Origin of the sequence: Nocardioides sediminis (assembly GCF_003047295.1) — a bacterium.
Taxonomy (GTDB): domain Bacteria; phylum Actinomycetota; class Actinomycetes; order Propionibacteriales; family Nocardioidaceae; genus Nocardioides; species Nocardioides sediminis.
The window spans coordinates 67,190-79,566 of sequence record NZ_PZYZ01000003.1 but is presented as its reverse complement, the minus strand read 5'-3'; the positions used below and the strand labels follow the sequence as shown (position 1 = coordinate 79,566).

The 12,377-nt window shown below is 72.5% G+C and carries 11 protein-coding genes; all 11 read left to right on the top strand.

The window, feature by feature from the left end; translation table 11 throughout:
- Positions 1-9 precede the first annotated feature (9 nt).
- The 11 genes from hisI (at position 10) to DAI17_RS09230 (ending at position 12,359) form a co-directional block, all read left to right on the top strand.
- Complete coding sequence (gene hisI / locus DAI17_RS09280) at positions 10-351, top strand: phosphoribosyl-AMP cyclohydrolase (RefSeq protein WP_107772649.1); 342 nt, start codon at positions 10-12, stop codon at positions 349-351.
- Entirely contained in the window at positions 344-976 is a 633-nt protein-coding gene (locus DAI17_RS09275) for a Trp biosynthesis-associated membrane protein (protein ID WP_107772648.1), read from the top strand. The genes hisI and DAI17_RS09275 overlap by 8 nt, the downstream gene beginning before the upstream one ends.
- A gap of 78 nt (positions 977-1,054) precedes the next feature.
- The gene (locus DAI17_RS09270) at positions 1,055-1,264 is read left to right on the top strand and encodes an HGxxPAAW family protein (protein WP_107772647.1); all 210 of its coding nucleotides are present in this window, start codon (positions 1,055-1,057) and stop codon (positions 1,262-1,264) included.
- A gap of 4 nt (positions 1,265-1,268) precedes the next feature.
- Positions 1,269-1,673, top strand: coding sequence for a DUF2752 domain-containing protein (locus tag DAI17_RS09265; RefSeq protein WP_107772646.1), 405 nt, complete (start codon positions 1,269-1,271; stop codon positions 1,671-1,673).
- 43 nt (positions 1,674-1,716) lie between these two features.
- Complete coding sequence (trpC, locus tag DAI17_RS09260; protein ID WP_107772645.1) at positions 1,717-2,499, top strand: indole-3-glycerol phosphate synthase TrpC; 783 nt, start codon at positions 1,717-1,719, stop codon at positions 2,497-2,499.
- Positions 2,496-3,764: a tryptophan synthase subunit beta gene (gene trpB / locus DAI17_RS09255; RefSeq protein ID WP_107772644.1), complete on the top strand. Its 1,269-nt coding sequence runs from the start codon at positions 2,496-2,498 to the stop codon at positions 3,762-3,764. The genes trpC and trpB overlap by 4 nt, the downstream gene beginning before the upstream one ends.
- Positions 3,761-4,564, top strand: coding sequence for a tryptophan synthase subunit alpha (trpA, locus tag DAI17_RS09250; protein ID WP_107772643.1), 804 nt, complete (start codon positions 3,761-3,763; stop codon positions 4,562-4,564). Before trpB ends, trpA begins: the two co-directional genes overlap by 4 nt.
- Entirely contained in the window at positions 4,557-5,168 is a 612-nt protein-coding gene (locus DAI17_RS09245) for an SCO family protein (RefSeq protein WP_107772642.1), read from the top strand. The genes trpA and DAI17_RS09245 overlap by 8 nt, the downstream gene beginning before the upstream one ends.
- Complete coding sequence (lgt, locus tag DAI17_RS09240) at positions 5,168-6,070, top strand: prolipoprotein diacylglyceryl transferase (protein WP_107772908.1); 903 nt, start codon at positions 5,168-5,170, stop codon at positions 6,068-6,070. The genes DAI17_RS09245 and lgt overlap by 1 nt, the downstream gene beginning before the upstream one ends.
- A gap of 149 nt (positions 6,071-6,219) precedes the next feature.
- Positions 6,220-10,770, top strand: coding sequence for a glutamate synthase large subunit (gene gltB / locus DAI17_RS09235; RefSeq protein WP_107772641.1), 4,551 nt, complete (start codon positions 6,220-6,222; stop codon positions 10,768-10,770).
- Between the two features lie 131 nt (positions 10,771-10,901).
- Entirely contained in the window at positions 10,902-12,359 is a 1,458-nt protein-coding gene (locus DAI17_RS09230) for a glutamate synthase subunit beta (RefSeq protein WP_107772640.1), read from the top strand.
- Positions 12,360-12,377 lie beyond the last annotated feature (18 nt).

The window sequence follows — 12,377 nt, the reverse complement described above, 5'->3', positions numbered from 1 at the left end:
ACTGGAGCGGTGACCGACCTGGACCCCGCCATCGCCGCCCGTCTCAAGCGCTCGGCCGACGGCCTGGTGCCCGCGGTCGTCCAGCAGCACGACACCGGCGAGGTGCTCATGCTCGGCTGGATGGACGACGAGGCCCTGGCCCGCACGCTCCAGACCCGCCGGGCGACCTACTGGAGCCGCTCGCGGCAGGAGTACTGGGTCAAGGGCGAGACCTCGGGCCACGCGCAGCACGTGCACGAGGTGCGCCTCGACTGCGACGGCGACACCTTGCTGGTCAAGGTCGAGCAGGTCGGTGCGGCCTGCCACACCGGTGACCGCACGTGCTTCGACGCGGACCGGCTCGATGGCTGAGCCGGAGCAGGACGCCCCGGTCGAGCGGCGGACGGGCTTCGGCCCGGTGGTGCTCGCGGGGCTGGCGAGTGGCGCGCTCGCCGCGGTCGCGGGCACCCGTGCCTGGGTCGAGGGGAGCTCGGGCCGGCTCAGCACCGAGACCGCCGGGGACGCCGCCGTCGTCGGGTCCGCCGTGGCGGCCGGGATCGGGGAGATGCCGCTGGCCGGCGCCCTGAGCCTGGTCGTGCTGGCCGGGTGGGGCGTGGTGCTCGTCACCCGCGGCCGGCTCCGGCGGGCCGTGATGGGTGTCGCGGCCCTCGCGGCGGTCGGTCTGCTCGTCACCACGGTGTGGGCGTTCTTCACCCTCCAGGACTCGGTGGCCCAGCAGCTGCAGGCCGCCTCGGGCGAGGACACCTCCGCCGTGCACCTCACCGGCTGGTACGCCGCCGCCTGCGTCGCCGCCGTCGGCTGCGTGGTGACGACGCTGCTCGCCGTACGCCTCGTGCCGGCGTGGCCCGAGATGGGCCGCCGGTACGACGCCCCGGCCGGTGACGCCGCCCCCGCCGAGCCGCAGGGCAACCTAGAGATCTGGAAGGCCCTCGACGAGGGCCATGACCCGACTGATCGGCGGCGGCCCCTAGACTGACGACGTCCGGTCGGCACCGCCGATCGGACCCCTCGCCAGCACCGCACGCCCGCACACGCCTTGCACCAAGGAGCACCCATGGCCAACAACCACGGCAACACCCCCGCTGCGTGGACCGCGGTGAGCGTGGCGATGCTCGGCTTCCTCGTCGGCTCGGTCGCCCTGATGCTCAGCCCGGTCAACATGATGCTGCTGTGGGTCGGACTGGCGCTGGGCGCCGTGGCGCTGCCGCTGTTCCTCGTGATGGCGCGCCTCGGTTTCCACGACGACGCCCACGACGCCCACTGACCTCGTGGGCGGCCGGGCGCAGCGGCTCGCCGCTCCCGTCGGCGCCGCCGCCCTCGCGCTCGTCGCGACGCTGGCCCTCGCGGTCCGCGACCCGCACCGTCCCGGGAGCTGGGGCTGGTGCCCGACCCAGGTCCTGACCCACCTGGACTGCCCGGCCTGCGGCAGCCTGCGTGCGGTGCACGACCTCACCCGTCTCGACCTGGCCTCGGCGGCCTCGAGCAACCTGCTCCTGATGGTCGCCCTGCCGGTGGTGCTGGCGCTGTGGGTACGCCGCGTCGTCGCGGTGTGGCGCGGCGGAGAGGCGATGCGGCCGCTCGTCGTGCCCGCGCCCGTGTGGGTGGTCGGCCTCGGTGTCGTCGCCGCCTTCACCGTCGTACGCAACCTGCCGGGGTCCTGGCTCGCAGCCTGAGCCACGTCCGCCGGGCCACCGGGGGAGTGAGAGGGTTGGTCCCATGTCCGTGCTCGACCAGATCATCGTCGGCGTCCGCGAGGACCTCGCCGGTCGCGAGGCCAGCCGGCCGCTCGTCGACGTGCGCGCCGCGCTCGCCGACGTCGACCCCGCCCGCGACCCGATGCCGCACTTCCGCAGCCCCGGGTCGAGCGTCATCGCCGAGGTCAAGCGCCGCAGCCCGAGCAAGGGCGACCTCGCCGACATCACCGACCCCGCAGCCCTCGCGGGGGCCTACGCCGCCGGCGGTGCCGCGGCGATCTCCGTGCTCACCGAGCAGCGCCGCTTCGGGGGATCGCTGGAGGACCTGGTCGCGGTCCGTGCCGCGGTCGACGTCCCGGTGCTGCGCAAGGACTTCATCGTCGAGGGCTACCAGCTCGTCGAGGCCCGCGCCGCCGGCGCCGACCTCGCCCTGCTCATCGTCGCCGCGCTCGACGACGACACCCTGCGCCGCCTCCACGACCAGGCCAGGGAGCTCGGCCTGACCGTGCTCGTCGAGGTCCACGACGAGGCCGAGACCGAGCGCGCGGTCGCCCTGGGCGCCGAGCTGGTCGGCATCAACGCCCGCAACCTCAAGACCCTGGCCGTCGACGACGACACGTTCGGCCGCCTCGCCCCGCTCGTCCCCGACGACCGGGTGCTGGTGGCCGAGTCGGGGATCGGGGGTCCCCACGACGTGAGGCGGTTCGTGGGCGAGGGCGCTCGCGCCGTGCTCGTCGGCGAGGCCCTGGTCCGCGACGGCGACCCGACCGGCGCCGTGCGCGCCATGACAGGAGTGCAGCGATGACCCAGCAGGTCAGTTCCTTCGACGCCGACGCGCAGGGCTACTACGGCGGCACCTGGGGCGGGCGGTTCATGCCCGAGGCCCTGGTCGCGGCCCTCGACGAGCTCACCGCGGCCTGGCAGGACGCGATGGCCGACCCGGAGTTCGTCGCCGACTTCGAGGCGATCTGCCGCGACTACGCCGGGACGCCGAGCCGGCTCTACCACGCCGAGCGCCTCTCCCGGCAGGTCGGCGCCCGGATCCTGCTCAAGCGCGAGGACCTCAACCACACCGGGGCCCACAAGATCCGCAACGTCCTCGGCCAGGCGCTGCTCACCCGCCGGATGGGCAAGCAGCGCGTCATCGCCGAGACCGGGGCCGGGCAGCACGGCGTCGCCAGCGCCACCGCGGCGGCCTACTTCGGGCTCGACTGCACCGTCTACATGGGCTCGGTCGACACCCGCCGCCAGGCGCTCAACGTGGCCCGGATGAACCTGCTGGGCGCCAAGGTCGTGGCGGTCGACTCCGGCAGCGCCACCCTCAAGGACGCCATCAACGAGGCCCTGCGGGACTGGGTCGCCAGCGTCGACCACACGGCGTACCTCTTCGGCACGGCCGCCGGCCCGCACCCGTTCCCCAGCATGGTCCGTGACTTCACCCGCGGCATCGGCGACGAGGCCCGCGCGCAGTGCCTCGAGCAGTACGGCGCCCTCCCGGACGCGATCGCCGCCTGCGTGGGCGGTGGGTCCAACGCCATCGGCCTGTTCACCGCCTTCCTCGACGACGAGGACGTGGCGATCTTCGGCTTCGAGCCCGGCGGCGACGGCGTGGACACCGGACGGCACGCGGCCACCATCCACGCGGGCGCCTCGGGCGTCCTCCACGGCGCGCGCACCTACGTCCTGCAGGACGAGGACGGCCAGACGGTCGAGTCCCACTCGATCTCGGCCGGTCTCGACTACCCGGGCGTGGGGCCGCAGCACGCCCACCTCGCCCAGACGGGCCGCGCGACCTACCGCCCCGTCACCGACACCGAGGCCATGGACGCGCTGGCACTGCTGGCGCGGACCGAGGGCATCATCCCGGCGATCGAGTCGGCGCACGCCGTCGCCGGGGCCATCGAGGTGGCTCGCGAGCTCGCCGCCGAGAAGGGGCCGGACGCGACCGTGCTCATCAACCTCAGCGGCCGGGGCGACAAGGACATGGGCACCGCCACCGAGTGGTTCCGCCTCGGCGAGCCCGACGACGAGACCGGCGAGCCGGGCGACGAGACCGGAGGCCCCGCGTGAGCCCGACCACGGCCACCGCCTTCGAGACCGCCCGCGCCGAGGGCCGGGCCGCGCTGGTCGGCTACCTGCCGGCCGGCTACCCGAGCGTCGAGGGGTCGATCGAGGCCATCACGGCGATGGTCGACGCCGGCTGCGACGTCATCGAGGTCGGCCTGCCCTACAGCGACCCGGTGATGGACGGGCCCACCATCCAGGCGGCCGCGCAGGCGGCGCTCGAGGCGGGCACCCGCACCAAGGACGTGCTCCGGGTCGTCGAGGCGGTCGCCGCGACCGGCACCCCGACCGTGGTGATGACGTACTGGAACCCGGTGGAACGCTACGGGGTCGAGCGGTTCGCCGCCGACCTCGCGGGCGCCGGGGGAGCGGGTCTCATCACCCCCGACCTCACCCCCGACTCCGGGGCCGAGTGGATCGCCGCGGCCGACACCCACGGCCTCGACAAGGTCTTCCTCGTCGCACCGAGCAGCACCGACGAGCGGATCGCGATGACGACCGCCGCGTGCCGCGGCTTCGTCTACGCGACGGCCGTCATGGGCGTGACCGGCGCGCGCACCACCACCAGCGACCTCGCGGGCCCGCTCGTGGCGCGCGCCAAGGCCACCACGGACCTTCCGGTGTGCGTGGGCCTCGGCGTCAGCACCGGCGACCAGGCCGCCGAGGTGGCGTCGTACGCCGACGGCGTCATCGTCGGCTCCGCCTTCGTGCGGACCCTGCTCGACCACGCCGACGATCCCGCAGCGGGCATCGCGGCGCTGCGCGCCCTCACCGAGGACCTCGCCGGCGGGGTGCGCCGTGCGTAGGACCCTCCCCACCCTCGCGGGAGCCGTGCTGTCGGCGGTCCTGCTCGCCGGCTGCGGCGGCTCCTCGGCCGGTGAGGACGCGGAGTTCGCCGGCACGGTCCTGGACCCGCCGTTCGAGGTGGACGGCCAGCCGCTGACCGACACGTCGGGGGCGTCGTACAGCCTCGCCGACGACACCGACAAGCCGCTGACGCTGGTCTTCTTCGGCTACACCCACTGCCCCGACATCTGCGGCCTGGTGATGTCCAACCTCACCACCGGCATCACCCAGCTCGACGCCGAGGACCGCGAGCAGGTCGAGGTCGTCTTCGTCACGACCGACCCCGCCCGCGACGAACCCGCCGTGCTGCGCGACTACCTCGACCAGTACGCCGAGGGGTACGTCGGCCTGACCGGGCCGCTGGACACGATCACCGCCGTCGGGAAGCCCCTGGGCATCGCCGTCGAGAAGGGCGACAAGCTGCCCAGCGGTGGCTACGACGTCACCCACGGCACCCAGGTCATCGGCATCGACGGCGCCGACGAGGCCCCGGTCTACTGGGGCCAGGAGACGTCGGCGGCCCAGTTCCGCGCCGACATCGAGACCCTGCTGAGCGAGGCGTGATGCTGCCCGAGATCCTCGTCCACTCCATCCCGAGCCCGAGCGAGGGCACGTGGTACCTCGGGCCGTTGCCGATCCGCGGCTACGCCCTGAGCATCATCGCCGGCATCGTCGCCGCCATCTGGATCGGCGAGCGCCGCTGGCAGGCCCGCGGCGGCCGGGCCGGCGACGTCAGCGACCTCGCCATCTGGGCCGTGCCCTTCGGCCTGGTCGGCGGCCGGCTCTACCACGTGCTGACCGACTGGGAGCTCTACTTCGGCGAGGGGCGCAACCCCGTCACCGCCCTCTACATCTGGCGCGGCGGCCTGGGCATCTGGGGAGCGATCGCGCTGGGGGCGCTGGGGGTCGTCATCGGCGCCCGGCTCCGCCACATCAAGCTGCTGCCGATGCTCGACGCGATCGCGCCCGGGGTGCTGGTCGCGCAGGCCCTGGGCCGCTGGGGCAACTGGTTCAACCAGGAGCTCTTCGGCCGCCCCACGGACCTGCCGTGGGCGCTGGAGATCGACCCGGCCCACCGGCCGGACGCCTACCCCGACGTCGCGACGTACCACCCGACGTTCCTCTACGAGTTCCTGTGGTGCCTGGCCGCGTTCGCCGTGATCGTCTGGCTCGACCGGCGCTACCGGCTGGGGTACGGCCGCGTCGCAGCTCTCTACGTGATGCTCTACACGCTCGGCCGCGTGTGGATCGAGAACCTACGGGTGGACGAGGTGCAGCTGGTCGACGTGGGCGGGCTGAGGTTCAACGTGTGGACCTCGATCGTGCTGTTCGTGGCCGCCGCGGCGTTCTTCGCGTGGTCGCAGGCCCGGCACCCCGGCCGCGAGGAGACCGTCTACACCCGTGAGCCCGACGCCGACGACGAGCCCGCCCCGCGCTCCTCGACCCCGGAGACGTCTGAGGGCTGAGATCGCCGTCTCACCGGGTGGCGCACCCGGTGATAGATTCCGTGACGCGCGGGCCAACGCCGTCCCCTGCCGATCGCCATGTCCCCTGCTGGACCTCACCGAACCTCTGCTGAGCGGTGTCCAGTGCACGACGACGGGAGAAAGCCCAGATGCACGCCTTCCCGCCGCCCCAAGGGCTCTACGACCCCCGCCACGAGCACGATGCGTGTGGCGTGGCGTTCGTGGCCACCCTGACCGGCGTTGCCAGCCACGACATCGTTGCCAAGGCGCTCACCGCGCTGCGCAACCTCGACCACCGTGGAGCCGCCGGCGCGGAGACCAACTCCGGCGACGGCGCGGGCATCCTCATGCAGGTGCCCGACGCCTTCCTGCGTGAGGTGGTCGACTTCGACCTCCCCGCGCCGCGCAGCTACGCCGTCGGCACCGCCTTCCTCCCCGGTGACGAGGCGGCCGTGGCCGCCACCCGCGAGCGCATCGAGCAGATCGCCGCCGAGGAGGGCTTCACCGTCCTCGGGTGGCGCGAGGTCCCGGTGGACCCGTCGAGCCTGGGGGCGACCGCCCGCAGCGTGATGCCGTCGTTCGTCCAGCTCTTCGTCTCCGGTGCCGGCTCCCGGGTCAGCGGCATGGCGCTCGAGCGCCTCGCCTTCTGCCTGCGCAAGCGCGCGGAGCGTGAGACCGACGTCTACTTCCCGTCGCTGTCCTCCCGGACGCTGGCCTACAAGGGCATGCTCACCACCGACCAGCTCGACCACGTCTTCCCGGACCTGGTCGACGAGCGGATCGCGTCCGCGGTGGCGGTCGTCCACTCGCGCTTCTCCACCAACACCTTCCCGAGCTGGCCGCTGGCCCACCCGTTCCGCTTCATCGCGCACAACGGCGAGATCAACACGGTGATGGGCAACCGCAACTGGATGCGGGCCCGCGAGGCGCTGCTGTCCAGCGACCTCATCCCCGGCGACCTCGAGCGGCTCTTCCCGATCTGCACGCCCGGTGCCTCCGACTCCGCGTCCTTCGACGAGGCCCTGGAGCTGCTGCACATGGGTGGCCGCTCGCTCCCGCACTCGGTGCTGATGATGATCCCCGAGGCGTGGGAGAACCACGCCGAGATGGACGCCAAGCGCCGCGCGTTCTACGAGTTCCACTCCTCGATGATGGAGCCGTGGGACGGCCCGGCCTGCGTCGTCTTCACCGACGGCTCGCAGATCGGCGCGGTCCTGGACCGCAACGGGCTGCGCCCCTCCCGCTACTGGGTGACCGACGAGGGCCTCGTGGTCCTCGCCTCCGAGGTCGGCGTGCTCGACATCGACCCGGCCACCGTGGTCCGCAAGGGCCGCCTCCAGCCGGGCCGGATGTTCCTCGTCGACACCGACGAGCACCGGATCATCGAGGACGAGGAGATCAAGGCCGAGCTGGCCGCCGAGCACCCGTACGACGAGTGGCTGCACGCCGGTCTCATCCACCTCGACGACATCACCGAGCGCGAGCACATCGTGCACACCCACGCCTCGGTCACCCGTCGCCAGCAGATCTTCGGCTACACCGAGGAGGAGCTCCGCATCCTCCTCACCCCGATGGCCAACAGCGGGGCGGAGCCGCTCGGCTCGATGGGCACCGACACCCCCATCGCGGCGCTCAGCGACAAGCCGCGGCTGCTGTTCGACTACTTCGCCCAGCTGTTCGCGCAGGTGACCAACCCGCCGCTGGACGCGATCCGCGAGGAGCTCGTCACCTCGCTCAGCGGCACCATCGGCCCGGAGGCCAACCTGCTGCAGCCGACCCCGGCCTCGTGCCGCCAGGTCGTGCTGCCGTTCCCGGTGATCTCCAACGACGACCTGGCCAAGATCCGCCACATCAACCGTGACGGCGACATGCCGGGCTTCATCACCCACGTCTCCCGCGGCCTGTACGACGTCGCCGGCGGCGGCCGGGCGCTGGCGGAGCGCCTCGACGAGATCTGTGCCGAGGTGTCCGAGGCGATCGCCGGGGGAGCGCGGATCATCGTGCTCTCCGACCGCCACTCGACCGCCGACCTGGCGCCGATCCCGTCGCTGCTGCTCACCGGGGCCGTCCACCACCACCTGGTCCGGGAGAAGACCCGCACCCAGGTCGGCCTGCTCGTGGAGGCCGGCGACGTGCGCGAGGTGCACCACGTCGCGCTGCTGGTCGGCTACGGCGCCGCCGCGGTCAACCCCTACCTGGCGATGGAGTCCGTCGAGGACCTCGCGCGCGAGGGCTACTACGTCAAGGCCGAGCCCGAGCAGGCCGTCGCCAACCTCATCAAGGGCCTCGGCAAGGGCGTCCTGAAGGTGATGTCGAAGATGGGCGTCTCCACGGTCGCCTCCTACACCGGCGCCCAGATCTTCGAGGCCGTCGGCCTGTCCCAGGCGGTCGTGGACCGCTACTTCACCGGCACCACCTCCAAGCTCGGCGGCGTCGAGCTCGACACCATCGCCGAGGAGGTCGCGCGCCGGCACGCCACGGCGTACCCCCGGGGCGGCATCGCGCCCGCCCACCGCGAGCTCGAGATCGGCGGCGAGTACCAGTGGCGCCGCGAGGGCGAGCCCCACCTCTTCGACCCCGAGACCGTCTTCCGCCTCCAGCACGCGACCCGCGCGGGCCGCTACGACGTGTTCAAGCAGTACACGCGGCGCGTCGACGAGCAGTCCGAGCGGCTGATGACGCTGCGCGGGCTGTTCCGCTTCAAGGACGGCGAGACGACCGGTCGGGCGCCGATCAGCGTCGACGAGGTCGAGCCGGTGTCGGAGATCGTCAAGCGGTTCTCGACCGGGGCGATGTCCTACGGCTCGATCAGCCAGGAGGCGCACGAGACCCTGGCCATCGCCATGAACCGGCTCGGCGGCAAGTCCAACACCGGCGAGGGCGGCGAGGACGCCGACCGGCTCTACGACCCGGAGCGCCGCAGCGCGATCAAGCAGGTCGCCTCGGGCCGCTTCGGCGTCACCTCGGAGTACCTCACCAACTCCGACGACATCCAGATCAAGATGGCGCAGGGTGCCAAGCCCGGCGAGGGCGGGCAGCTGCCCGGCCACAAGGTCTACCCGTGGGTGGCCAAGACCCGGCACTCCACGCCGGGCGTCGGCCTGATCAGCCCCCCGCCGCACCACGACATCTACTCGATCGAGGACCTGGCGCAGCTGATCCACGACCTCAAGAACGCCAACCCGAGCGCGCGCGTGCACGTCAAGCTCGTCTCCGAGGTCGGCGTCGGCACGGTCGCGGCCGGCGTGTCCAAGGCGCACGCCGACGTGGTGCTCATCTCGGGCCACGACGGCGGCACCGGCGCCTCGCCGCTCACGTCGCTCAAGCACGCGGGCGGACCCTGGGAGCTCGGCCTGGCCGAGACCCAGCAGACGCTGCTGCTCAACGGACTGCGCGACCGGATCGTGGTGCAGGCCGACGGCCAGCTCAAGACCGGCCGCGACGTCGTGATCGCCGCGCTGCTCGGCGCGGAGGAGTACGGCTTCGCGACCGCGCCGCTGGTGGTGAGCGGCTGCATCATGATGCGGGTCTGCCACCTCGACACCTGCCCGGTGGGCGTGGCGACGCAGAACCCCGTGCTGCGCGAGCGCTACAGCGGCAAGGCGGAGTACGTCGTCAACTTCTTCACCTACATCGCCGAGGAGGTCCGCGAGCTCCTCGCCGAGCTCGGCTTCCGGACCCTCGACGAGGCCATCGGCCAGGTCGGCTCGCTCGACGTGGCGCAGGCCGTGGACCACTGGAAGGCCGCCGGCCTCGACCTGGCGCCGATCCTGCACCAAGCCTCGCGCTCGGGTGAGTTCGGCCAGTTCGAGGGCCAGGACCTGCGCTGCACCAAGGGCCAGGACCACGGGCTCGACCGGGCCCTGGACAACGAGCTGGTCAAGCTGGCCGCCCCGGCGCTCCAGGACGGCGAGCCCGTCCGCGCGCAGGTCGAGGTGCGCAACGTCAACCGGACAGTGGGCACGATCCTGGGCCACGAGGTCACCAAGCGCTACCGCGGCGAGGGGCTGCCGGACGGCACCATCGACATCACCTTCACCGGCTCGGCGGGCCAGTCGTTCGGTGCGTTCGTGCCGCGTGGCATCACCCTGCGGCTGGAGGGCGACGCCAACGACTACGTCGGCAAGGGGCTCTCGGGCGGGCGCATCGTCGTACGCCCCGACCGGTCGGCGACCTTCGAGGCCAGCGAGCAGATCATCGCGGGCAACACGATCGCGTACGGCGCCACGTCGGGCGAGATCTTCCTTCGCGGCCAGGCCGGCGAGCGCTTCTGCGTGCGCAACTCCGGGGCGACCGCGGTCGTCGAGGGAGTCGGCGACCACGGGTGCGAGTACATGACCGGCGGTGTCGTCGTCGTGCTCGGCCAGACCGGACGCAACTTCGCCGCCGGCATGTCCGGCGGGTACGCCTTCGTGCTCGACCTCGACGAGGGGCGGGTCAACCCCGAGCTCGTCGACCTCGGCCCCGTCAAGGGCGACGCGGTCGAGGAGCTCAAGAGCCTGGTCACCCGGCACGCGGAGGAGACCGGCTCGACGGTCGCCGCCGCGCTGCTCGAGGACTGGGACACCGCGCTGGGCCGCTTCACCGAGGTGATGCCCCGCGACTACAAGCGAGTGCTGGACGCCCGCGCCGAGGCCCTCGAGGAGGGTCTCGACGAGGACCAGGCGAACGCACGGATCATGGAGGTGCTTCATGGGTGAGCGCGGCCTGACCACGACGACGGGTGCGCAGAGGCGCTCGCCCAGGGAGCATGGGCAGAGCATGGGTGAGCGCACCGTGACCACCACCCACGGCGAGCCCATGCGCTCGCTCATGAAGGAGGGCACCGAGAATGGCTGACCCCAAGGGCTTCCTGAAGAACGGACGCGAGGTCGCCACGCGACGCGTCGTCGAGGAGCGTGTCAAGGACTGGAACGAGGTCTACCCCGACGGGATCGGCCGCGCCCTCCTGCCCATCATCAACACCCAGGCGGGACGCTGCATGGACTGCGGCATCCCGTTCTGCCACCAGGGCTGCCCGCTGGGCAACATCATCCCGGAGTGGAACGACCTGGTCTGGCGCGACGACTGGGACGGCGCCATCGAGCGGCTGCACGCGACCAACAACTTCCCGGAGTTCACCGGTCGCCTGTGCCCCGCGCCGTGCGAGACCGCCTGCGTCCTGGGCATCAACCAGGACCCGGTGACCATCAAGAACGTCGAGGTCTCGATCATCGACCGCGCCTGGGAGTCCGGCGCGGTCCGGCCCCAGCCGCCGGAGTGGCTCTCGGGCCGCACCGTCGCGGTGATCGGCTCCGGCCCCGCGGGCCTCGCCGCCGCCCAGCAGCTCACCCGCGCCGGCCACACGGTCGCGGTCTACGAGCGTGCGGACAAGATCGGCGGGCTGCTGCGCTACGGCATCCCCGAGTTCAAGATGGAGAAGAAGCACCTCGACCGGCGCCTGGACCAGATGCGCCGCGAGGGCACGGTCTTCCGCGCCGGCGTCGACGTGGGCACGGCGCTGACGGGGGAGCAGCTGACCGAGCGGTACGACGCCGTGGTGCTCGCCATGGGCGCGACCGCGGCCCGCGACCTGCCCGTCCCCGGGCGCGAGCTCGGCGGCATCCACCAGGCCATGGAGTTCCTGCCCCAGGCCAACCGCGTGGCGCTCGGCGAGACCGTCGAGGGCCAGATCACCGCCACGGGCAAGGACGTCGTCATCATCGGCGGCGGCGACACCGGTGCCGACTGCCTCGGCACCTCGATCCGCCAGGGTGCACGCTCCATCACCCAGCTCGAGATCATGGCCCGGCCGCCGGAGGACCGTCCCGACGGCCAGCCGTGGCCGACCTACCCGATGACCTTCCGGGTCTCCTCCGCGCACGAGGAGGGCGGCGACCGCGTCTACGCGGTGTCCACCCAGGAGTTCCTCGGCGACGAGGACGGACACGTGTCCGGGCTCCGCCTGGTCGAGGTGGACGCGAAGTTCCAGCCTGTCGAAGGCACCGAGCGGGAGATCCCGGCGCAGCTTGTGCTCTTCGCGATGGGCTTCACCGGCCCCGAGAAGCCCGGGCTCATCGAGCAGCTCGGCGTGGACCTCGACGAGCGGGGCAACGTGAAGCGCGACTCGTCCTACGCCTCGAGCGTGGACGGGGTCTTCGTGGCCGGCGACGCGGGGCGCGGGCAGTCGCTCATCGTGTGGGCGATCGCCGAGGGCCGAGCGGCCGCGTCGGCCGTCGACACCTGGCTGACCGGCTCGACGACGCTCCCGTCGCCGATCGGGCCGCACGAGCGACCGCTGGTCGTCTGACACCGGTCACCCGGCGTT

Coding starts and splice junctions, on each gene's coding strand:
- DAI17_RS09275 (WP_107772648.1), top strand. CDS start 344: ATGGCTGAGCCGGAGCAGGACGCCCCGGTCGAGCGGCGGACGGGCTTC.
- DAI17_RS09270 (WP_107772647.1), top strand. CDS start 1,055: ATGGCCAACAACCACGGCAACACCCCCGCTGCGTGGACCGCGGTGAGC.
- trpC (WP_107772645.1), top strand. CDS start 1,717: ATGTCCGTGCTCGACCAGATCATCGTCGGCGTCCGCGAGGACCTCGCC.
- trpB (WP_107772644.1), top strand. CDS start 2,496: ATGACCCAGCAGGTCAGTTCCTTCGACGCCGACGCGCAGGGCTACTAC.
- lgt (WP_107772908.1), top strand. CDS start 5,168: ATGCTGCCCGAGATCCTCGTCCACTCCATCCCGAGCCCGAGCGAGGGC.
- gltB (WP_107772641.1), top strand. CDS start 6,220: ATGCACGCCTTCCCGCCGCCCCAAGGGCTCTACGACCCCCGCCACGAG.
- DAI17_RS09230 (WP_107772640.1), top strand. CDS start 10,902: ATGGCTGACCCCAAGGGCTTCCTGAAGAACGGACGCGAGGTCGCCACG.